We start from the raw sequence: 21,575 nt of genomic DNA on the forward strand, positions 1-21,575 counted from the left end.
TTTCAAGACTGGCCGTAGTCGCGGGCACCAAACAGGGCCGTTCCGATACGGACCCAAGTGGCGCCCATGGCAATGGCCGACTCGAGGTCGTGGCTCATGCCCATGGAAAGTGTGTCGAGTGGCAGGTTCAGGCTGGCTTGCAGGCTCTGTACGGCAGCAAAAGCCGCGTCCTGAGCGGCGCGATCTTCAGTCGGCTCGGGAATCGCCATCAAACCGCGCAATTTCAAGCGAGGCAGAGCGCTGATGGCATTGGCCAGGGCGGGCAGGTCGGCCGGGGTGCAGCCAGACTTGCTGGCTTCACCACTGACGTTGACCTGGATGCAGATGTTCAAGGGAGGCAAATCGGCGGGACGTTGTTCGGACAGCCGTTGTGCGATTTTCAAGCGATCCACGGAATGCACCCAGTCGAAATGCTCGGCGATAGCGCGAGTCTTGTTCGATTGAATGGGGCCGATGAAGTGCCAGATCAAGGGCAGGTCGGCCAATTCGAGCTGTTTGCCCAAGGCTTCCTGCAGGTAGTTTTCGCCAAAGTCGCGCAGGCCGGCGGCATACGCTTCCCGCAGGGCTTCGGCGGGCTTGGTCTTGCTCACGGCCAGCAGCTGGATGCTGTTCTCATCGCGGTGGGCGGCTTTGGCTGCTGCCTGGATGCGTGAACTAACCTGAAGAATGTTGTCTGCTATCGTGGACATCAAGAGGCGCCAGCGGTCTGAAGGTTCGCGGCATTCTACTGGAATTGAGGAGCGCTATGGATATCACTGAGCTGCTGGCTTTCAGCGCCAAACAAGGCGCGTCTGACCTGCACCTGTCCGCCGGCCTGCCACCGATGATCCGTGTCGACGGCGATGTGCGACGCATCAACCTGCCGGCTCTGGATCACAAGGAAGTGCATGAGCTGATCTACGACATCATGAACGACCTCCAGCGGGTGGACTTCGAGAAGCATCTTGAAACCGACTTTTCCTTCGAAGTGCCCGGCGTGGCGCGTTTTCGGGTCAATGCCTTCAACCAGAATCGGGGTGCGGGCGCGGTATTCCGGACCATTCCGTCCAAGGTGCTGAGCATGGACGATCTGGGGATGGGGGAAGTGTTTCGCAAGATTACCGAAGCCCCCCGGGGCCTGGTGCTGGTGACCGGCCCGACCGGTTCGGGCAAGTCCACCACATTGGCGGCGATGATCGATTACCTGAACAACCATCGCCATCACCACATCCTCACCATCGAAGACCCGATCGAGTTCGTCCATGAATCGCGCAAATGCCTGATCAATCAGCGCGAAGTCCATCGCGATACCCGCAGCTTCGCCACGGCGCTGCGCTCGGCCCTGCGCGAAGACCCGGACGTGATTCTGGTGGGGGAGATGCGTGATCTGGAGACTATTCGGCTGGCATTGACTGCCGCCGAGACCGGTCACCTGGTATTCGGCACGCTGCACACCACGTCGGCGGCGAAAACCATCGACCGGGTGGTGGACGTGTTTCCGGGCGACGAGAAATCGATGGTGCGCTCGATGCTCTCCGAGTCATTGCTGGCGGTGGTGTCGCAGACATTGATCAAGAAAATCGGCGGCGGGCGAGTTGCCGCCCACGAAATCATGCTTGGCACTTCGGCGATCCGTAACCTGATCCGCGAAGACAAGGTGGCGCAGATGTATTCGTCGATTCAGACCGGAGGGTCGCTGGGGATGCAGACGCTGGATATGTGCCTGAAGGAGTTGGTGACCAAGGGCGTGATCAGCCGCGAGCATGCGCGGGAGAAGGCGCGGTCGCCGGATAATTTTTGAGGTTGGAATGCGAACCTGTGGCGAGGGAGCTTGCTCCCGCTGGGCTGCGAAGCGGCCCCAAAAACTGCGAGCGCTGCGCACTCGAACGGGAGAAAGCTCCCTCGCCACAAGTGCCCATCTTCAGAAGGGGGGCGCTTTCAAATCAGCGCTGAACAACCCGCAATGCGTTCTGTTCTTTCGGCAGAACCCGCTTGGCAACCACATAGTGGTTTTCCCAGTACGGTTTCTTCAGGGTGTCGATGCTCACCGACTTGCCACGGCGGGGTGCGTGGATGAAGCGGTCGTTGCCCAGGTAGATGGCAACATGATTGACCCGACGACTCTTGATGTTGAAGAAAATCAGGTCGCCTGGCTTCAGATCGTTGCGATCGACCTTCTCGCCATGACCGCTGGCCATGGCGTTGGAGGTACGAGGCAGGTCAAACGTGGCGTCGTTGAACGCGTATTTCACCAGACCGCTGCAATCGAACCCTTTACTTGGGCTGCTGCCACCCCAACGATAAGGTGTACCGAGCACGTTTACCGCGCGGCTCAATACGTTGCTGCTTTCCTTGCTGGCCATTGGCGGGACCAGCTTGCTGTTTACGCTGCTCAGTTGGCTGGAGCGTTTTACTGTTTGTTTGTTTTTGCTCGAAGGAGCAGAAACGTGGGATTTTGGGGTGTAACCATTAACGCTAGGAAGACGTTGCTCACGATTGGTGGCGTGGGCGGCCAGGGGCAATAATAGGCAAATGGTTAGCCATGTCTTGAAAAATGGACGCATTAGGCAAGGCTCATATGGGTGAACGCGCAACTTTATAACAGCTTTTTTGGCCCTTCCGAGGCCGTTGGTCGATTCAAACGGCGGGCCGCGGAACTAAAAATCGGCAAAGTTGACGTGGGTTGTCTGACAAAAGTCAGGTATTACAAGGCTTTGGCAGGAATGAAGTTAGCATTTGCCGTATGTCGGCCGCCTGTAAAAAAGTCACAAAGAATTCAAGAATATTTCTCTATCGTGTGAGTCGAGGTCATCCATGAACACCTATCAACACCCCGTTTCAGAGCAAGACACACACAGCAAAGTGATTGGTTACCTGTTGTGGATTTTCGGTTTTACCGGGGCTCACCGCTTCTATTACGGCAAGCCGGTGACCGGGACAATCTGGTTTTTTACCTTCGGCTTGCTGGGTATCGGCTGGTTGATCGACCTGTTTCTGATCCCCTCCATGGACCGTGAAGCGGACCTGCGCTTTACCGCTGGCCCCATCGAATACAACGTCGCGTGGATTCTGCTGACGTTTCTGGGGGTATTCGGTGTGCACCGGATGTATCAGGGGAAATGGATCAGCGGGTTGCTGTATCTGGTGACAGGCGGGGTGTTCTTTCTGGGGGTGTTGTATGACTTCTGGACGTTGAATGACCAAGTGTCGATTCGCAATGCGCAGAACAGAGGCGCCTTCCAGTAAGTTGTGGCGAGGGAGCTTGCTCCCGCTGGGTCGCGAAGCGACCCCAAAACAGGTCTGCTGCGCAGCCCAGCGGGAGCAAGCTCCCTCGCCACAGGTCTCACGCCTGGTGACTGATCCGTCCATCCACCAGGGTGTAACGCACCACACCCGGCAAGCTATGGCCAATGAACGGACAGTTTTCGCCCTTCGACAACCAGTTCTCACCGGCCACGGTCGAGGCCGCAGGGTCGAACAGCACGATATCTGCCGGCCCTCCTACCGCTAATTTGCCCGCTGGTAAACGCAACGCTTCGGCAGGACCGGCGCCCAAGCGTGCGAGCAGCGTCGGCAAGTCGAGCAAACCGTCTTCCACCAAAGTCATCGCCAGCGGCAGCAGCAGTTCAACACTGCTGATGCCCGGTTCGGTGGCACCGAACGGCGCCAGTTTGGCATCGCGCTCATGGGGCTGGTGATGGCTGGAAATGGCCGAGACCACCCCCGATTTCACCGCTGCCCGCAGGCCGTCGCGGTCCGCACGAGTGCGCAGCGGCGGCTGGACGTGATAGAGGCTGCTGAAGTCGATCAGCGCTTCGTCGGTGAGGATCAGCTGGTACAACGCCACGTCCGCCGTGACCTTCAGGCCACGGGCCTGGGCTTGGGCGATCAGCGCCACACCGCGGGCGCTGGTGAGCTGGCTGAAGTGTGCGCGTACGCCGCTTTGCTCGACCAGCAGCAGGTCCCGGGCCAGGGCCACGGTTTCAGCGGTTTCCGGAATGCCCGGCAAACCGAGGAAACTCGCCGTCGGACCTTCGTGAGCCAAGCCACCTTCGGCCAGATCATGGTCCTGAGAGTTGAAAATCACCGTCAGATCGAACGTTGCTGCATATTCCAGCGCCCGACACAGGGTTCGGGTGTTGCGGAAGCTCTCCAGACCGTTGCCGAAGGCCACGCAGCCGGCATCGCGCAAGGCGACCAGTTCGGCCAGCTGTTCGCCATCCAGGCCTTTACTCAAGGCGCCAATCGGGAAGACTTTGGTGTTGCCGGCTTCGCGAGCGCGGTCGAGGATCAGTTCGGCCACGGCGGAGGTGTCCAGCACCGGTTTGGTTTTCGGTGGGCAGCACAGGCTGGTCACGCCACCGGCAGCGGCGGCACGGGTTTCGCTGGCGATCGAGCCTTTGCGGCTGTAACCCGGCTCGCGCAGGGCGACGTTCAGGTCAACCAGGCCGGGGGCGGCAACCAGGCCTTTGGCGTCGATGGTGTCTACTGCAACGAAACCTGCCGGAGCGGCGCCGAGGGCGACGATCTTGCAGGCTTCAACGTGGATATCAGTCACTTGATCCAGGCCGCTGGCCGGATCGATAACGCGTGCGCCGAGAATGCTGAGCTTCACTGGGCGTTCTCCTGCTCGAATTGGCGCTGGGCTGTTTGCCCGCTCATGGCCATGGACAGCACAGCCATACGAATCGCGATGCCGTAGGTCACCTGGTTGAGGATCACCGAGTGCGGGCCGTCGGCCACCGCCGACTCAATTTCCACCCCGCGGTTGATCGGCCCCGGGTGCATGACGATGCAATCCGGTTTGGCCCCGGCCAGGCGCGCGGTGGTCAGGCCGAACAGGCGGTAGAACTCGCCTTCGCTCGGCAGCAGGCCGCCGGTCATACGTTCACGCTGCAGGCGCAGCATGATCACCACGTCGACGTCTTTCAGGCCTTCGGTCATGTCGGTGTACACCTTCACGCCGTATTGCTCGATGCCGATCGGCAGCAGGGTTTTCGGCGCAATCACGCGGATGTCCGGGCAGCCAAGGGTTTTCAGGGCCAGCATGTTCGAGCGCGCTACCCGCGAATGCAGGATGTCGCCGACGATGGCCACCGAAAGGTTTTCGAAGCCGCCCTTGTGCCGACGAATAGTGAGCATGTCGAGCATGCCTTGGGTCGGGTGGGCATGACGGCCGTCGCCGCCGTTGATGATCGCCACTTGCGGGCAGACATGCTCGGCGATGAAGTGCGCCGCGCCGGAATCTCCGTGACGCACGACGAACATGTCGGCGGCCATGGCTTCCAGGTTGCGCAGGGTGTCGAGCAGGGTTTCGCCCTTGCTCGCCGACGATGTGGACACGTTCAGGGTGATCACGTCAGCCGACAGCCGCTGAGCCGCCAGTTCGAAGGTGGTGCGGGTGCGGGTGGAGTTCTCGAAGAACACGTTGCACACGGTCTTGCCGCGCAGCAACGGGACTTTCTTCACCGCCCGGGCGCCAACCTCGAGGAACGAGTCGGCGGTGTCGAGGATTTCCGTCAGCAGCTCGCGGCGCAAACCGTCGAGCGAGAGGAAGTGGCGCAGCTGGCCCTGTTCATTGAGCTGCAGCGGGCGCTTGGTTTCTAGAGGCGTCATCGCGAGGGGGACTCTCAATAGGGCGAATTAAAGGGCGAGGTCTTGAAGTTCGAGCTTGAGTTCCGGGCCGGACAGTTTCACTCGTTCATGGGCCGCCAGCGACAGCGTCGCGCCAACCACGTTCGGCCGGATCGGCAGTTCACCGGCGTCCAGGTCCAGCAGGCATACCAGCGTCACGCTGGCCGGGCGGCCGTAGTCGAAGAGTTCGTTCATTGCAGCGCGGATGGTCCGACCGCTCATCAGCACGTCATCGATCAGTACCAGGTGCTGGCCTTCGATCTCGAACGGTAGCGCCGATGGGCGTACTTGTGGGTGCAGGCCGTTCTGGCTGAAGTCGTCGCGGTAGAACGAAACGTCCAGGGTGCCCAGGGGCGAATCGCTGCCCAGTTCATCGAGCAACGCCTGCGCGACCCAGACGCCACCGGTCCGAATGCCGATATAGCGCGGTTCACTGATGCCCCGGTTTTCCAGATAAGCCTTGAGACGGATCGCCATCTGGCTGATCAGTTCGGCGGGATTGGGCAGGCTCATGGTTTGCTCCTTCTTTGTCCCGAGCCGGATGCCGCTTGAGGGGTGGCTCGGGTTGTAGCTAAGGGAGACGCCGCAGCGGCTCTTCAGAATTAGGTGCGGTCAGGATTCGAACAGCGCGGTGTTTTCGTCGAGCCAGCCTTGCAACAGCAGTGCGGCGGCGATGGCATCGACCGGGTTGTCGCGGTAACTGCCTTTCTGGCCGCCACGGACCAGGCGTTCGCCCTTGGCCTCGAAGGTGGTCAGGCGCTCGTCGTGAGTATAGAAGGGCAGGTTGTAGCGGCCGTTCAGGCGGCGGGCGAACTTCTCGGCCCGCAGACACATGTCGCTCGGCGTGCCGTCCATGTTCAGCGGCAGGCCGACCACCACAGCGTCGGGTTTCCACTCTTTAATCAGGGCTTCGACCTGATTCCAGTCAGGAATGCCGTTTTGCGCCTTCAAGGTGCACAGCTCGCGGGCCTGGCCGGTAATCACCTGACCGACCGCAACGCCGATCTGTTTGGTGCCGTAGTCGAAACCCAAAATCAACCGCAGGGCCATCAGGCGTGCCCCGCCTGGTTGGTGAGCAGGCTGAGATTGACGCCCAGGTGTTTGGCCGCCGCTTCAAGACGTAATTCGCTGCTGGTATTGAACAGGATGTCGGCATTGAACGGGCAGGTCAGCCAGGCGTTGTCGGCCAGTTCGGCTTCCAGTTGCCCGGCTTCCCAGCCGGCGTAGCCGAGGGTGATCAGGCTTTTCGCGGGGCCGACGCCGTCGGCGATGGCGAACAGTACATCCTGCGAAGTCGACAGCGACAATTCGCCGTCCAGATCAACGGTTGCCTGATAGGTTTTTCCCGACGGGTGCAGGACAAAACCACGATCGGTTTGCACCGGGCCGCCGATAAAAATGGGCACATGCTGGCAGAGTACCGGCGGTTCGATATCGGGGCGCAATTGCTCGAGGATATCGGCCAGGTTCAGGTCCTGCGGACGGTTGACCACCAGCCCCATGGCACCATTGGCCGTGTGCTCGACGATGTAGGTCAAGGTGTGCGCAAAGTTCGGGTCGGCCATATGAGGCATGGCGATCAGGAAGTGATGCTTGAGGTAGCTGGGGCTGACGTTCTTCATGAGCGCTAGTGTGGCGTTGGAGGGGCGAACTGACAAGCCGAGGATGCACAGGAAATGCCCCGAATACCCGCAAACAACCTGTTCCCTGTGGGAGCGGGCTTGCCCGCGATGACGGCGCTACATCCAAAATTGAAGTGTCAGACAGACCGCTATCGCGGGCAAGCCCGCTCCCACAGGGGTTTTGTGCTGGTCAATTACTGGACAACCGGTCCCCACGCGCAAACTTCCACGTCCGAATGATTTCCAGACGATCGATGTCTGACAGATCCCCGGTAAACGGTGCAAACGGCGCCGCGAGCCTTACGATGCGCTGCGCCGCCTGGTCCAGCAGCGGCTGGCCGGAAGACTCCAGCACCAGCACTTCATACAGCGAGCCGTCGCGGTTGATCGAGACCATCAGTCGCAGATTGCCGTAAATCTGTTTGCGCCGGGCTTCGTCGGGGTAGTTGAGGTTGCCGATGCGCTCGACCTTCTTGCGCCATTCATCTTTGTACCAGGCACCCTTGTCGCGCATGGTCGATGCGGCGCTCAAGCGGTGGATGCGCGGGCGCTTGGCGTAAAGCTGTTGTTCACTGGCCAGTTCCGCTTCCAGGCTGGCGATGTCGCTGGACAACTGTGCGCTGTCGAAGGTAGGTGCCACGACCTTGGGTTTGGTTTCGGTCTTGATCTCTTCGCGCTTGGTCGCGGTTTTTTTCGGTTTCGGCGCGACGGTCGTCACGGCTGCCTTGGGGGCTGCTTCCGGCACTGGCGGCGTGGCGGTTGGCGGTGGGGTGACTGGCTGCACCTTGTTGTCCTGGAAGGGCGCGACCTCGGTGGTCTTGGGCGTCGCCTTTTTTTCCAGGGTGCCGCTGCCTTCCTGGTTTTCCTGGGCGAGAAAGTCAGCTTTTTCTGGCTTCTTTTCGCTTTTGAACGTGGCGAGGGTGATTTCCAGGGTTTTGCTGATTTGCTTGGGTTCGACCATGGAGAACCCGACGCCCAACAGCAAGGCCAGGTGGATCAGCGCCGCGAGAAACAGGGTGAAACCGAGGCGATCAGCCGGACGCACGCCACGGTGGGCGAGTTCAGGGGGCAGATCGGACGGGAGTGTCATAACAAGAAAACCAACATCGCGTTTTTTACAAGCCGGGGATGATAACGCAATGTTGGTTGTCTCTATCAACGAGCCTTGAGCTTCTGATCGATGGCATCCATCAGAAGGCCACCAATGTCGGTGCCGAACGCGTTATCGATCTCACGAATGCAGGTCGGGCTGGTGACGTTGATTTCGGTCAGATGCTCACCGATCACGTCGAGACCGACGAACAGCAAGCCCTTCTCACGCAGGGTCGGGCCGACTTGCGCGGCGATCCAGCGATCTTTCTCGGTCAGCGGTCGGGCTTCGCCACGGCCACCGGCGGCGAGGTTGCCACGGGTTTCACCGAGCGCGGGAATCCGTGCCAGGCAGTAATCCACCGGCTCGCCGTCGATCATCAGGATGCGCTTGTCGCCATCAACGATTGCCGGCAGGTAACCCTGGATCATGATTTGCTGACGGCCATGCAAGGTCAGGGTTTCGAGGATCACCGACAGGTTCGGGTGGCCCGCGGTGTGACGGAAGATCGACGAGCCGCCCATGCCGTCCAGCGGCTTGAGGATCACGTCACCGTGATGGTCGGCGAATTCACGCAACACGTCGGGGCGACGGCTGACGATGGTCGGCGGCGTGCACTGCGGGAACAGCGTGGCGAACAGCTTTTCGTTGCAGTCACGCAGGCTCTGCGGCTTGTTGACCACCAGTACGCCGGCATTTTCCGCTTGTTCCAGCAAATACGTGGAATAGACGAATTCCATGTCGAACGGCGGATCCTTGCGCATCAGGATCACGTCCAGATCGCTCAGCAGCGCATCGCTTTCGGCGCCCAGTTCAAACCATTTTTCCGGGTTGGCGAATACTTTCAGCGGACGCATCCGCCCGCGAGCCTCGCCTTCGGCCTGATACAAATCGCGCTGTTCCATATAGAACAGTTCCCAGCCACGCTTTTGCGCGGCCAGCAGCATGGCCAGCGAGCTATCCTTTTTATAGGAGATGCTGGCGATAGGATCCATGACAATCCCGACGCGAACGCTCATGGGGTTTTCCTCGAAATTGGGGTGGAAAGTGTTGTGAAAAAGTGGCGTCAGAGTGGCGCTGAGTGTGTTCCCGGTCAAGGAAAAACCACCGCCAGGGTCGCCCGATAGATTGGATGGGGAGACTGTGCTAAAAAGACTGCCATGCCCTGTTGGCCCTTAAGTATCAAGGGTTTCGAGCCAGCGATGAGCGGCAAACGGACAAATTGATTCACAAAGGCGACGGTAGAGCCACTATGGAACAGCATTCCAGCGCCTTGAAGGTCATGGTGATCGATGATTCGAAAACGATTCGTCGCACCGCCGAAACGCTGTTGAAAAACGTGGGCTGTGAAGTCATCACCGCAATCGATGGTTTCGATGCCCTGGCCAAGATTGCCGACAATCACCCCGGCATCATCTTTGTCGACATCATGATGCCGCGTCTGGATGGTTATCAGACCTGCGCTTTAATCAAGAACAACAGTGCGTTCAAGTCCACGCCAGTGATTATGCTGTCGTCCAAGGACGGGTTGTTCGACAAGGCCAAGGGGCGGATCGTCGGTTCCGACCAGTTTTTGACCAAGCCTTTCAGCAAGGAAGAACTGCTGAACGCGATTCAGGCCCATGTACCGGGCTTCACCGCCGTTTCGCCGCAGTAGGACACGCACAGTGACACTCGGCCATGGGGCCCGGTGTCGACAAGAATGGGGAAGACCATGGCACGTATTCTGATCGTCGATGACTCGCCGACCGAAATGTACAAACTGACCGGCATGCTCGAAAAGCACGGTCATGAGGTGTTGAAAGCCGAAAACGGCGCCGACGGCGTGGCGCTGGCCCGTCAGGAAAAACCCGACGCGGTGTTGATGGACATCGTCATGCCCGGCCTTAACGGTTTCCAGGCGACCCGTCAGCTGACCAAAGACCCGGAAACCGGGCACATTCCAGTGATCATCATCACCACCAAGGATCAGGAAACCGACAAAGTCTGGGGCACGCGCCAGGGCGCCAAGGACTACCTGACCAAACCGGTTGACGAAGAGACCCTGATCAAAACCCTGAACAACGTGCTGGCCGGTTGATCGTCCGGTCATGACCGAGTCGCTGACGGCTTTCGAACTGCTGCTGCAGATTGACCAGCGCTGTCGTCTGCTGGCGGCGGACTTGCCGTCCCAGCCGACCCGACAGGACAGCTGGAGCGGCATCGGCTTTCGCTTGGGCGAGCATTGGTACGTCGCGCCCATGGGCGAAGTCAGCGAAGTCCTGCACGAACCGCGCGTGACCCAATTGCCGGGGGTCAAGCCCTGGGTCAAGGGCGTGGCTAACCTGCGGGGGCGATTGCTGCCGATCATGGATTTGAGCGGCTTCATCGGTCATGAACTGTCGAATCTGCGCAAGCAGCGGCGGGTTTTGGTGGTGGAGCACAACGAGGTGTTTGCCGGGCTACTGGTCGATGAAGTGTTTGGCTTGCAGCACTTTGCCCAGGACAGCCTGGAACCGGTAAATACCTTGAGCGGCCCGATTGCACCGTTCATCAAAGGCCGGTTTCAGCGTGAGCAGAATTGGCAGGTATTCAGCCCGTTTGCATTGGCGCAGTCGCAAGGTTTCATGAACGTCGCCGCATAACCTGTGGGAGCGGGCTTGCCCGCGATAGCGGCGTGTCAGGTTCAATAGATGTCGACTGACACGCCCTCATCGCGGGCAAGCCCGCTCCCACAGGGTTCCTGTCAGGTCTCACAAGATGTTGGTTAACAGGCGAGAACCGATGATAAAAGCAAAAACAGGCAAGCCAGAAGGGTCGCGCAGTCGGTCGCAGATCATTGCGCTGTTCATCGCGTTGATCGTCTTCATCATGCTGCTGTTCGCCAACTTCGCGTACCTCAACACCCAGGCGAATTACGATAAACAGTACATCGGCCACGCCGGTGAGCTGCGCGTGTTGTCCCAACGCATCGCCAAGAACGCCACCGAAGCCGCCGCCGGCAAGGCCGCGGCGTTCAAGTTGCTCAGCGATGCACGCAATGACTTCGCCCAGCGTTGGGGCTACCTGAAGAAAGGCGATCCTTCCACCGGCCTGCCGCCGGCACCGTCCACCGTGCGCCCGGAAATGCGCGCCGTGCAGCTGGATTGGGAGCGTCTGCTGAAAAACACCGACGCCATCCTCTCCAGCGAACAGACTGTGTTGTCCTTGCATCAAGTCGCCGCAACGCTGGCCGAAACCGTGCCGCAGTTGCAGGTCGAGTATGAAAAGGTCGTCGAAACCCTCCTGCAACGTGGCGCCCCGGCCACTCAAGTGGCGATGGCCCAGCGTCAGTCGCTGCTGGCCGAGCGGATTCTTGGTGCGGTGAATACCGTGCTGTCCGGTGATGAAAATTCGCAGCAGGCGGCCGACGCTTTCGGTCGCGACGCGGCGCGTTTCGGCTTGGTGCTCAACGGCATGCTTCAAGGCAACGCGGCGCTGAAAATCAGCCAGGTCGAAGACCGCGACGCGCGCGCCCGGTTGACCGAGATTTCCGAGCTGTTCGAGTTCGTATCCGGTTCGGTGGATGAAATCCTCGAAACGTCGCCACAACTGTTCAAGGTCCGTGAATCGGCCACCAACATTTTTACCCTGTCGCAAACCCTGCTCGATGAGGCTTCGCAACTGGCCAGCCGTTTCGAAAACCTCGCCGGCGGGCGTAACACCGGCACTATCGGTGGTTATGTACTGGGCTTGCTGGCGCTGATGTCGATCATCCTCATCGGCCTGGTGATGGTGCGCGAAACCAACCGTCAACTGCGTGAAACCGCCGAGAAGAACGAGCGCAACCAGAACGCGATCATGCGTTTGCTGGACGAAATCGAAGACCTCGCCGACGGCGACCTGACCGTGACCGCCTCGGTGACCGAAGACTTCACCGGGACCATCGCTGATTCGATCAACTATTCCGTCGACCAACTGCGCGATCTGGTGGCGACCATCAACCTCACCGCCGGCCAGGTCGCCGCCGCCGTGCAGGAAACCCAGGCCACTGCCATGCACTTGGCCCAGGCCTCGGAGCATCAGGCGCAGCAGATTTCCGAAGCCTCCACGGCCATCAACGACATGGCCCAGTCCATCGATCAGGTCTCGGCCAACGCCGCCGAATCCTCAGCGGTGGCCGAACGCTCGGTGGAAATCGCCAACAAGGGCAACGAAGTGGTGCACAACACCATTCATGGCATGGACAATATTCGCGAGCAGATTCAGGACACCGCCAAGCGCATCAAACGGCTGGGGGAGTCTTCTCAGGAAATCGGCGACATTGTCAGCCTGATCGATGACATTGCCGATCAGACCAACATCCTCGCCCTCAACGCCGCGATTCAGGCGTCGATGGCCGGTGACGCCGGGCGCGGTTTTGCGGTGGTGGCCGACGAAGTCCAGCGTCTGGCCGAGCGTTCGTCTGCGGCGACCCGGCAGATCGAAACGCTGGTGCGGGCGATTCAGGCCGACACCAACGAAGCGGTGATTTCCATGGAGCAGACCACCACGGAAGTGGTGCGCGGCGCGCGTCTGGCGCAGGATGCCGGGGTGGCCCTGGAAGAAATCGAAGGCGTATCGAAGACTCTAGCGGCATTGATCCAGAGTATTTCCAACGCCGCGCAGCAACAGACTTCGTCGGCCGGCCAGATTTCCCTGACGATGAACGTGATCCAGCAGATCACCACGCAGACCTCGTCCGGCTCCACCGCCACCGCCGAGAGCATTGGCAACCTGGCGAAAATGGCCAGCCAGCTGCGGCGCTCGGTGTCCGGTTTCACCTTGCCGGCCAAGTCTGCGGACAACGCTTGAACCGCCTCTGGGCGGATGCATCTTGATTGGAGTGGTTATGGGTGATCGGCACGACTATGTGGCCCTTGAGTGGGTCAAAGGCGAGATTGCCGAAACGCTGAAGCAGGCTCATCAGGCAATCGAAACCCTGATCGACGACCCGCAGGCGACACACGCGCTGAGCGAGTGTCTGGCCTGTGTCCATCAGGTTCACGGTAGTTTGCAGATGGTCGAATTCTACGGCGCGGCCCTGCTCGCCGAAGAAATCGAGCAGCTGACCAGCGCCTTGCAGCAGAACCGCATCAGCCATCGTGACGAGGCGATCCATCTGTTGCTGCACGCCCTTGGGCAATTGCCGACTTACCTCGACCGGGTGCAAGGCGCCCGTCGTGATTTGCCTTTAGTCGTGTTGCCGTTGATCAACGATTTGCGCAGCGCCCGTGGCGAAAGCCTGTTATCGGAAACCAGCCTGTTCAGCCCGCAACTGCCGGAGCTGCTACCTCTGGGCCCAGAGGCCTTGGCGCTGCTGGAACCGTCCGACTTGCCGAATGTACTGCGTAAATTGCGGCAGATGCTGCAGATGGCCCTGGTCGGTTTGTTGCGCGAACAGGATGACGAAACCCACTTCGGTTATCTGGCCAGGGTGTTTGCGCGCCTCGAAGCGCTGTGCGACAACGCGCCGCTGAGCCCGTTATGGCAAGTCGCTTCGGCACTGGTCGAAGGCATGCGCAATGGCTCGATTGCCAACAGCCCGGCGTTGCGCAGTCTGTTCAAGGATGCCGATAAAGAGCTCAAGCGTCTGCTCGAACAGGGCATGTCCGGAATCAATCAACCGGCACCGCCGCAGCTGCTCAAGAGTTTGTTGTTCTATATTGCCAAGGCCGAACACCCCACCGGGCAGATGCTGACCATGAAAGATCGCTACTCACTTGACGACGCGCTACCCGACGGCGCGATGGTCGATGAAGAACGGGCACGACTGGCCGGCCCTGACCGCGACGCCATGCGCTCGGTATTGTCGGCGCTGTGCGAAGAGCTGGTGCGGGTCAAGGAGCGCCTGGACTTGTTCGTGCGCAGCGACCGTCAGCATACCTCGGACCTCGAAAGCCTGTTGGCGCCCCTGCGGCAAATCGCCGACACCTTGGCGGTGCTCGGTTTCGGCCAGCCGCGCAAGGTCATCATCGATCAACTGGCAGTGGTGCTGAGCCTCGCTCAGGGCCAGCGTGAACCCAACGACGCGACCCTCATGGACGTCGCCGGGGCCTTGCTTTATGTCGAAGCGACCCTGGCCGGCATGGTCGGTACCGTGGAGCCGCAAAGCCAGGAAGACAGCCGACTGCCGACCACTGACCTGACGCAGATCCATCAGATCGTGATCAAGGAAGCGCGCATTTGCCTGCAACAGGCCAAGGACATGATCGTTGACTACATCGACGCCGACTGGGACCGCCAGCATTTGCAACCCTTGCCGGCGTTGCTGACCCAGGTGCGCGGTGCGTTGGCGATGATTCCGCTGGCCCGCGCGGCGAGCCTGGTCGAGACCTGTAACGGCTTCATCCGCGAACATCTGCTGGTGGACCCGGGCCAGCCCGGCTGGCAGCAACTGGACAGTCTGGCCGACGTCATCACCAGCATCGAATATTACCTGGAGCGCCTCAGCGACGACCCAGAAGCACCGGGGGAACACCTGCTCGATGTCGCGGAAAAAGGCCTGGCCTCGCTCGGCTTCTTCCCCATTGAACAGCAGGTGCCGACGCTCAAGGATGTGCTCAGCCCCAGTGAAGCGCTGGTTATGCAGGACATGCAGGAACTGGATGACCCCGAAACCGTTCAGTCCCTGGCCGATGTGCTGGCCAGCCCCGTATCGTCCGTCAACCCGCCAGCCCTGACCACGCCGGGTAGCCTGTTGCCGCCGCCCGCCGGTGAAGAGCCTGTGGACGATGAGCTACGGGACGTCTTCCTCGAAGAGACGGACGAGGTGCTGGAAATCCTCGAGGAGTATCTGCCGCGCTGGTCGGCCAATCCCGACAGCACATCGGTCTTGAGTGAACTACGCCGCGCCTTCCACACCCTCAAAGGCAGTGGCCGGATGGTCCGTGCGCTGGTGCTGGGTGAGTTGGCCTGGGCGGTGGAAAACCTGCTCAACCGCGTGCTTGAGCAAAGCGTCGCCCCAAGCCCTGCGGTGCAACAACTGGTGGGCGATGCGCTGAAGCTGCTGCCGGAACTGGTGGCCGAGTTCGCCGCCAATGCCCAGCGCCAGCGCAACGATGTCGATCAACTGGCCGCCCGTGCCCATGCCCTCGCCAAGGGTGATAAGCCGGTGTCCGATGAGGACGTGCAGGATGTCGCGGCGCTCGATCCACTGTTGCTGGAGATCTTCCGCAACGAAGCCGAAACCCATTTGAGCAGCCTCAATCGCTTCCTCGACCAAGCCGCCGAACACGTACCGCTTCAGGCCAGCGACGAGTTGCAACGGGCGTTGCATACGCTCAAGGGCAGCGCCTCGATGGCCGGCGTGCTGCCGATTGCCGAGCTGGCGGCGTCGCTGGATGAACTGGCCCGGGAGTACAAGGCGCACCGGATTGCCCTCGACCTGGACGAAGTTGAATTGCTGCTGGAAGCCGAAGGGCTGTTCCGCCTTGGGTTGCGACAACTCAAGAGCGACCCGCTGGCTGAAATCCCCGACGCCCGCTCGCTGATCGAGCGCACCCACGCAGTGCTGGCCGAGCGTCTGCACAGCCTGTTGAGCACGCCCAATACCAAGCTGCGCATCAAGCGCGATCCGCAACTGATCAACAACTTCCTTGCCCAGGGCATGGACATCCTGCTGGACGCCGAAAGCCTGTTACAGCGCTGGCAGCAGCATCCCGGCGAGCGACAGGAACTCAGCGCGCTACTGGACGAACTGACCACCCTCGGCGAAGGCGCGCACCTGGCCGATCTGCATCCGGTGGATGAACTCTGCGAAGCCTTGCTCGACCTGTATGGCGCGGTGGAAGAAAGCAGCCTGGCGGTCAGCGACCGGTTTTTTCATGAGGCGCAAAGTGCCCATGAAGCGCTGATCAATATGCTCGACGAACTGGCCGCAGGCCAGGAAGTCACTGCGCAACCGCAGCGGGTGCGTGCCTTGCGCGGCTTGCTCGATGAGAGTCTCGATCCATCCTCCATGGGCCTGATCCGCAGTGACGGCAGTCGCACCCTGAGCATCCGCGAACTGGGCAGCGCCACCGCCGAGCTGGAGCAGAGCGCGACGCAGGTGGAGCTGGACGACGAAATCGTTTCGATCTTCCTTGAAGAGGCGGTGGATATCCTCGAAAGCGCCGGCCAGGCCTTGCAACGCTGGCTGAGTGACCCGGACAACGGCGCGCCGCTGTCGTCCTTGCAGCGCGATTTGCATACCCTCAAGGGCGGTGCGCGGATGGCCGAGGTCGAGCCGGTCGGCGATCTGGCCCATGAACTGGAAAACCTTTACGAAGGCCTGGTGGACCGCCGTTACAGCCACAGCGAAGTATTGGCGCAATTGCTGCAACAGAGCCATGACCGACTGGCCCTGTTCCTTGATCAGTTGCAGCACAACCGTCCGTTGGGTGATCCGGGTGAGTTGATCGCGGCCATTCGTGAGTTTCGTCATGGCAATGCCGGCAGCGCCGAGGCGATCGAACCAGCGGTCAGCCATGACTCGGCGGGTCATGATTCCGAGCTTCTGGAGATCTTCCTCGAGGAAGGTTTCGACATCATTGAAAACTCCGGCGCGGCGCTGTTGCGCTGGCAGGCCGAGCCGTCGAATCGCCAGGAAATGGAAACCCTGCTGCGCGACTTGCACACCCTCAAGGGTGGCGCGCGGATGGTGGAGATTGTGCCGATTGGTGACCTGGCCCATGAACTGGAATTTCTCTACGAAGGCTTGTCGGCGGGCGTGCTGCAACCCACCGCCGAGCTATTCTCGCTGTTGCAACGCAGCCATGACCGACTGGCGCAGATGCTCGACGCCACCCGCGCCGGTCAGCCATTGCCGCCGGCCGATCGGCTGATTGATGCGATCAAGAATTTCAGCCATCCGGCAGTGCCCGAAACATCGGAACCCGTGACGCTGCCCGTAGCGCCCAAAGCCGAGCCAACCGCGCTGCAACCGGAAGGCACCGACACGGTCAAGGTCTCGGCGGAATTGCTCGACGATCTGGTCAATCTGGCCGGGGAAACTTCAATCTTCCGTGGCCGCATCGAACAACAGGTCAACGACGCGCGGGTAGCCCTGAGCGAGATGGAAACCACCATCGAGCGCATGCGCGACCAGTTGCGCCGCCTCGATACCGAAACCCAGGGGCGGATTCTCAGCCGTCAGCAAGTCGACGCCGAACGCCTGGGGTACGAAGAATTCGACCCATTGGAGATGGACCGCCACTCGCAGCTGCAACAGTTGTCGAGGGCGCTGTTCGAGTCTGCCTCCGACCTGCTCGACCTCAAGGAAACCCTCGAGCGGCGTAATCAGGACGCGGAAAACTTGCTGCAGCAGCAAGGCCGCATCAACACCGAATTGCAGGAAGGCCTGATGCGTACGCGCATGGTGCCGTTCGAGCGAATGCTGCCGCGTTTGAAACGCATCGTTCGGCAGGTCGCCAGCGAGCTGGGCAAGGACGTGGACTTCGTCGTCGGCAACGCCGAAGGCGAGATGGACCGCAATGTCCTCGAACGCATGGCCGCGCCGCTGGAACACATGCTGCGCAATGCCGTCGACCATGGGCTGGAATCGGCCGAGGTGCGTATTGCGGCCGGCAAACCGGCCCAAGGCAAGATCACCCTCGACCTGTCGCGAGAGGGCGGTGACATCATTTTCGACATCCGCGACGACGGTGCCGGCGTGCCTTTGGACGCCGTGCGGCGCAAGGCGATCAAGCGCGGGTTGCTCGACCCGGACAGCGACATCAGCGACCGCGACGTGCTGCAATTCATCCTGCAACCGGGGTTCTCCACTGCCGAGAAAATCACCCAGATCTCCGGGCGTGGCGTCGGCATGGATGTGGTTCACGAGGAAGTCCGGCAGCTCGGTGGCAGCATGACCATCGACTCGGTGCCAGGGCAGGGCGTGCATTTCCGGATTCGCCTGCCGTTCACCGTGTCGGTCAACCGTGCGCTGATGGTGCAGTGCGGGGAGGATCAATACGCGATTCCGCTGAACACCATCGACGGCATCGTGCGGGTGTTGCCCAACGAACTCGAAGGGCATTACCGGCTCGATCCGCCGACCTACGAATACGCCGGACAACGTTACGAGTTGTGCTATCTCGGTGAGCTGCTGAAAACCAGCACCCGCCCGAAACTGCTGGGCCAGAGTCTGCCGTTGCCGGTGTTGCTGGTGCAGTGCAACGAGCGGCACGTTGCGGTGCAAGTGGATGCCATGGCCGGCACCCGGGAAATCGTGGTCAAAAGCCTCGGCCCGCAGTTCGCCGCGGTGCAGGGTTTGTCCGGTGCGACGATTCTGGGCGATGGCCGGGTGGTGCTGATTCTCGACTTGCTGGCGCCGATCCGCGCCATGCAAGCACAGGTGCCGAAGCGGCCTGTGACTCAAGACGTAGAGCCCGAGCCGCAACGGCCGTTGCTGGTGCTGGTGGTCGACGATTCGGTCACCGTGCGCAAGGTCACCAGCCGTTTGCTGGAACGCCACGGCATGAACGTGCTGATCGCCAAGGACGGTGTCGACGCCATGTTGCTGCTCGAAGAACACATGCCCGACCTGATGCTGCTGGACATCGAAATGCCGCGCATGGACGGCTTCGAAGTGGCGACCCAGGTGCGCGCGGACGAACGCTTGCGGCATCTGCCGATCATCATGATCACCTCCCGTACCGGCCAGAAACACCGCGACCGCGCCATGGCCATCGGCGTCAACGACTACCTTGGCAAGCCATACCAGGAATCGGTGCTGCTCGACAGCATCGCATTGTGGAGCAAAACCCATGCATGAGCTGCGCTTCAACAAGCGCTCCAGCAACCTCACTGGGCTTTTATTGCCCTTGGCTGATCGCAACCTGATCTTGCCCAACGTCGCTGTCGCTGAACTCATCGACTATCAGCCGGGGGCTTTCGATCTCGATACACCGCCGTGGTACTTGGGGCGGGTGACGTGGCGGGAGAGGCAAATTCCATTGCTTAGTTTTGAGTCGGCGTGTGGGAACAAAGTGGTGATCGGTGAGCGGGCGCGGATCGTCATCCTCAACGCCCTCGGCGGGCGGCCAGAGTTGAAGTTCATTGCGCTGCTGGTGCAGGGGATTCCGCGGTCTTACAAACTCGACAGTCAGTTGAGTTATGTCGATGTGCCGTTGTGTGCGCTGGAACAGGCGGCGGTGCAGGTGGGGGAGCAAGTGGCCAAGGTGCCGGATTTGCTCGCGCTGGAGGAGCTGTTGGTTACAGCTGGTTTGGCCAACTGATCCGGATATTGTGGTGATTTCACCGGCCTCATCGCGGGCAAGCCCGCTCCCACAGAATTGTGGATGACTCAGGAATTGAGCACAGCACGGACACTGTGGGAGCGGGCTTGCCCGCGAAGGCGGCCTTCAACTTGCCAAAGACCTCACTGTTAAACCCCAGCCCGAGCCTTCATCTGCAACGACTCATGATGATCCAGCACCCGCTCGACCAACAACTGCACGCCATCGGCCAAACGGCTGAGCGCCAAGGCTACAGAGCGGCGTGAGCCTTCCACATCGTCCGCCAGGTCGGCAGCAATGGCGCTGATGGACAGCAGGTCTTCGGAGGCGTTGGCCAGAAGGGCTTCGGTGTCGATATCGGGGGCGACGGTGAAGAGCTGGGACTTACGGCGTTTGGCCGGTTTTTCGTGGAGTGGGGGGAAGTAATGGGAGAAGGCGCGGTCGGCGGCTTCCTTCATTTTTTCTGCATCGAGGGATGCTTGGGAATCGGCGTCGGTTTCCGGGGGATTGGGAGTAGCTTTGAACATAGTGAAGCTCCATTTAATGAGTTTCAGCTGCTCCATCGGGTTCCAATCGAAGGGGTGGCAGCTGTACGCGGGCTGGAACCCGGGCAAACGGACAAAACCCGACAGACACTAAGGTCTCCCGCGCACAGCCGCCATAACGGAGTGCACACATTAAAGGTGCGCAAGCATACGTTATGAAAGGCGCTTTTGCCTCGTTAACACCACGGGGTTCCAATCCCGGTCGCTAAGTTTGCAGCGACCCCCAAACGATAAAGACCAACGCAAAACCGCACCAGTCAGCGGGTTCCGGCATTGCTGTAGGCAGCGACGCCAGACTGCGTAGCCGTTCACCATTCCTGATGACAAACTTTTAAACACAAAACCCAAGCGGCCGGACCTTCCAACAAGCCCCTGGCCACAAAGGTTTCTGCATCAGGTTGAAGATTCCCAAAAAGGGACCTATCGTTCCTTTTTTGGGACTTATCGGTCGTTGCCGTGAAAAACCTGTCACTAAGCGAAGCCTTGTTCACTACCACTCAGCAAAAAGTGCTCGGCCTGCTGTTTGGTAAACCCGACGAAAGCTTTTACGCCAACGAGATCGCCCGCTGGGCTCAAGTGGGTAAAGGCAGCCTCATGCGCGAGCTGGATCGGTTGCAGCGGGCAGGCGTGCTGACCCTGACCCGGCAGGGCAACCAGACCCACTATCAAGCCAATCCCGACTGCCCGATCTATGCCGAACTGCTGGGCATCGCCCGCAAAACCTTTGGCATTGCCGAGCCTCTGCGTCAGGCGCTCCAACCTTTTGCCAAACAGATCACTTGGGCATTTGTATACGGCTCTATCGCCAAGGATCAGGCAAACGCATCCAGTGACATTGATCTCATGCTGATCGGCAAGGGCCTGCACTACAGTGAAGTGATGGAGCGGCTCATGCCGATGGAAGAGCAGTTGGGCCGCGTCCTCAACCCGACGCTCTACACCCCCGACGACTGGGCCGCCAAACTGGTGGCTGAAAATAGTTTTGTCGTGCGGGTAGCGCAGCAGGACAAGATCAATCTGATGGGGGGAAACCCTTTGGAGTCCAAGGATGGGCAGCAACGAGAACCTGGAAAACCTGTTACGTAGCGGTGGACTGAAAGCTGAGCCGCCGGATCGCAAGGAATGCGAAGGGCTGATGCGTTCGGCTGTGGACCGATTGAAAGACGCGCAAACGTCTTCGCTTTCCTTCGCGAGTCGTTTCGACCTGGCTTATAACGCTGCCCATGCCTTTGCACTGACGGCTCTTCGCTTGTGCGGCTACCGTTCAGACAAGCGATACCTGGTGTTTCAGTGCCTGGTTCATACCGCTGATGTTGGCAAAGTACAGGTTCGGCTATTCGCCCTGTGTCATGAGCGACGAAACCTGGCGGAGTACGAAGGCTATATGGATGAAGATCCGGCGTTGTTGGCGCAGTTGTTGGAAAGCACCGCGCAGCTGCAGATTCGTGTGCAGCAGCAGATGACCGGAGTGTAATGCCCCGTCATTGAA

General features: G+C 60.3%; 20 protein-coding genes. 10 read left to right on the plus strand and 10 right to left on the minus strand.

The annotated features are described in order from the left end of the window. Nucleotides 1-2 precede the first annotated feature (2 nt). On the minus strand, nucleotides 3-689 hold the full coding sequence (locus AB7M26_RS07360) for a YggS family pyridoxal phosphate-dependent enzyme (protein WP_123500241.1): 687 nt from the start codon (nucleotides 687-689) through the stop codon (nucleotides 3-5). 56 nt (nucleotides 690-745) lie between these two features. On the opposite strand from AB7M26_RS07360, the gene AB7M26_RS07365 reads away from it, so the two are divergent. Then, nucleotides 746-1,780, plus strand: coding sequence for a type IV pilus twitching motility protein PilT (locus AB7M26_RS07365; RefSeq protein WP_123500239.1), 1,035 nt, complete (start codon nucleotides 746-748; stop codon nucleotides 1,778-1,780). A 142-nt stretch (nucleotides 1,781-1,922) separates the two neighbouring features. On the opposite strand, the gene AB7M26_RS07370 is transcribed toward AB7M26_RS07365, so the two are convergent. Then, complete coding sequence (locus tag AB7M26_RS07370) at nucleotides 1,923-2,543, minus strand: C40 family peptidase (protein WP_123500237.1); 621 nt, start codon at nucleotides 2,541-2,543, stop codon at nucleotides 1,923-1,925. Nucleotides 2,544-2,793: 250 nt separating this feature from the next. On the opposite strand from AB7M26_RS07370, the gene AB7M26_RS07375 reads away from it, so the two are divergent. Continuing rightward, on the plus strand, nucleotides 2,794-3,225 hold the full coding sequence (locus tag AB7M26_RS07375) for an NINE protein (protein ID WP_007897940.1): 432 nt from the start codon (nucleotides 2,794-2,796) through the stop codon (nucleotides 3,223-3,225). A 97-nt stretch (nucleotides 3,226-3,322) separates the two neighbouring features. On the opposite strand, the gene AB7M26_RS07380 is transcribed toward AB7M26_RS07375, so the two are convergent. The 7 genes from AB7M26_RS07380 to gshB all read right to left on the minus strand — a co-directional run bounded on the left by AB7M26_RS07380 (nucleotide 3,323) and on the right by gshB (nucleotide 9,344). After that, entirely contained in the window at nucleotides 3,323-4,594 is a 1,272-nt protein-coding gene (locus AB7M26_RS07380) for a dihydroorotase (protein WP_123500235.1), read from the minus strand. Beyond that, nucleotides 4,591-5,595: an aspartate carbamoyltransferase catalytic subunit gene (locus tag AB7M26_RS07385; protein ID WP_123500233.1), complete on the minus strand. Its 1,005-nt coding sequence runs from the start codon at nucleotides 5,593-5,595 to the stop codon at nucleotides 4,591-4,593. The genes AB7M26_RS07380 and AB7M26_RS07385 overlap by 4 nt, the downstream gene beginning before the upstream one ends. A 27-nt stretch (nucleotides 5,596-5,622) precedes the next feature. Further along, nucleotides 5,623-6,126 carry a bifunctional pyr operon transcriptional regulator/uracil phosphoribosyltransferase PyrR gene (gene pyrR, locus AB7M26_RS07390; RefSeq protein ID WP_007897945.1) on the minus strand — a complete coding sequence of 168 codons (504 nt, stop codon included), beginning with the start codon at nucleotides 6,124-6,126 and terminating at the stop codon, nucleotides 5,623-5,625. 99 nt (nucleotides 6,127-6,225) lie between these two features. Continuing rightward, nucleotides 6,226-6,663 (minus strand): Holliday junction resolvase RuvX, encoded by a 438-nt coding sequence (gene ruvX, locus AB7M26_RS07395; RefSeq protein ID WP_007897947.1) that lies wholly within the window; start codon nucleotides 6,661-6,663, stop codon nucleotides 6,226-6,228. Next, nucleotides 6,663-7,235, minus strand: a complete 573-nt coding sequence (locus tag AB7M26_RS07400; RefSeq protein ID WP_123500231.1) for a YqgE/AlgH family protein — start codon at nucleotides 7,233-7,235, stop codon at nucleotides 6,663-6,665. Before AB7M26_RS07400 ends, ruvX begins: the two co-directional genes overlap by 1 nt. A 190-nt stretch (nucleotides 7,236-7,425) precedes the next feature. Further along, nucleotides 7,426-8,325 carry an energy transducer TonB gene (locus tag AB7M26_RS07405; RefSeq protein ID WP_123500229.1) on the minus strand — a complete coding sequence of 300 codons (900 nt, stop codon included), beginning with the start codon at nucleotides 8,323-8,325 and terminating at the stop codon, nucleotides 7,426-7,428. 65 nt (nucleotides 8,326-8,390) lie between these two features. Continuing rightward, on the minus strand, nucleotides 8,391-9,344 hold the full coding sequence (gene gshB, locus AB7M26_RS07410) for a glutathione synthase (protein WP_123500226.1): 954 nt from the start codon (nucleotides 9,342-9,344) through the stop codon (nucleotides 8,391-8,393). A gap of 233 nt (nucleotides 9,345-9,577) precedes the next feature. On the opposite strand from gshB, the gene pilG reads away from it, so the two are divergent. From pilG to AB7M26_RS07440, 6 genes are all read left to right on the plus strand, one after another. Continuing rightward, nucleotides 9,578-9,982 carry a twitching motility response regulator PilG gene (gene pilG, locus AB7M26_RS07415; RefSeq protein WP_008068133.1) on the plus strand — a complete coding sequence of 135 codons (405 nt, stop codon included), beginning with the start codon at nucleotides 9,578-9,580 and terminating at the stop codon, nucleotides 9,980-9,982. 57 nt (nucleotides 9,983-10,039) lie between these two features. Further along, nucleotides 10,040-10,405: a twitching motility response regulator PilH gene (gene pilH, locus AB7M26_RS07420; RefSeq protein WP_008068134.1), complete on the plus strand. Its 366-nt coding sequence runs from the start codon at nucleotides 10,040-10,042 to the stop codon at nucleotides 10,403-10,405. 10 nt (nucleotides 10,406-10,415) lie between these two features. Then, the gene (locus tag AB7M26_RS07425) at nucleotides 10,416-10,949 is read left to right on the plus strand and encodes a chemotaxis protein CheW (protein ID WP_123500224.1); all 534 of its coding nucleotides are present in this window, start codon (nucleotides 10,416-10,418) and stop codon (nucleotides 10,947-10,949) included. A 139-nt stretch (nucleotides 10,950-11,088) separates the two neighbouring features. Beyond that, nucleotides 11,089-13,137 carry a methyl-accepting chemotaxis protein gene (locus AB7M26_RS07430; protein WP_123500223.1) on the plus strand — a complete coding sequence of 683 codons (2,049 nt, stop codon included), beginning with the start codon at nucleotides 11,089-11,091 and terminating at the stop codon, nucleotides 13,135-13,137. Between the two features lie 37 nt (nucleotides 13,138-13,174). After that, nucleotides 13,175-19,078 (plus strand): Hpt domain-containing protein, encoded by a 5,904-nt coding sequence (locus tag AB7M26_RS07435; protein WP_123500221.1) that lies wholly within the window; start codon nucleotides 13,175-13,177, stop codon nucleotides 19,076-19,078. Further along, complete coding sequence (locus AB7M26_RS07440) at nucleotides 19,071-19,541, plus strand: chemotaxis protein CheW (RefSeq protein ID WP_123500219.1); 471 nt, start codon at nucleotides 19,071-19,073, stop codon at nucleotides 19,539-19,541. The genes AB7M26_RS07435 and AB7M26_RS07440 overlap by 8 nt, the downstream gene beginning before the upstream one ends. 149 nt (nucleotides 19,542-19,690) lie before the next feature. Here the strand turns inward: AB7M26_RS07440 and AB7M26_RS07445 are convergent, their stop codons facing one another. Beyond that, nucleotides 19,691-20,068 carry a DUF6124 family protein gene (locus tag AB7M26_RS07445; RefSeq protein WP_123500217.1) on the minus strand — a complete coding sequence of 126 codons (378 nt, stop codon included), beginning with the start codon at nucleotides 20,066-20,068 and terminating at the stop codon, nucleotides 19,691-19,693. Nucleotides 20,069-20,542: 474 nt separating this feature from the next. Here AB7M26_RS07445 and AB7M26_RS07450 point away from each other — a divergent pair, with 474 nt between their 5' ends. Both AB7M26_RS07450 and AB7M26_RS07455 read left to right on the plus strand, forming a co-directional pair. After that, the gene (locus AB7M26_RS07450) at nucleotides 20,543-21,172 is read left to right on the plus strand and encodes a nucleotidyltransferase domain-containing protein (protein ID WP_123500215.1); all 630 of its coding nucleotides are present in this window, start codon (nucleotides 20,543-20,545) and stop codon (nucleotides 21,170-21,172) included. Further along, nucleotides 21,135-21,560, plus strand: coding sequence for a hypothetical protein (locus AB7M26_RS07455; RefSeq protein WP_123500213.1), 426 nt, complete (start codon nucleotides 21,135-21,137; stop codon nucleotides 21,558-21,560). The genes AB7M26_RS07450 and AB7M26_RS07455 overlap by 38 nt, the downstream gene beginning before the upstream one ends. The last annotated feature ends 15 nt before the right edge of the window (nucleotides 21,561-21,575 follow it).

The organism is Pseudomonas sp. F-14 TE3482, from assembly GCF_053629455.1.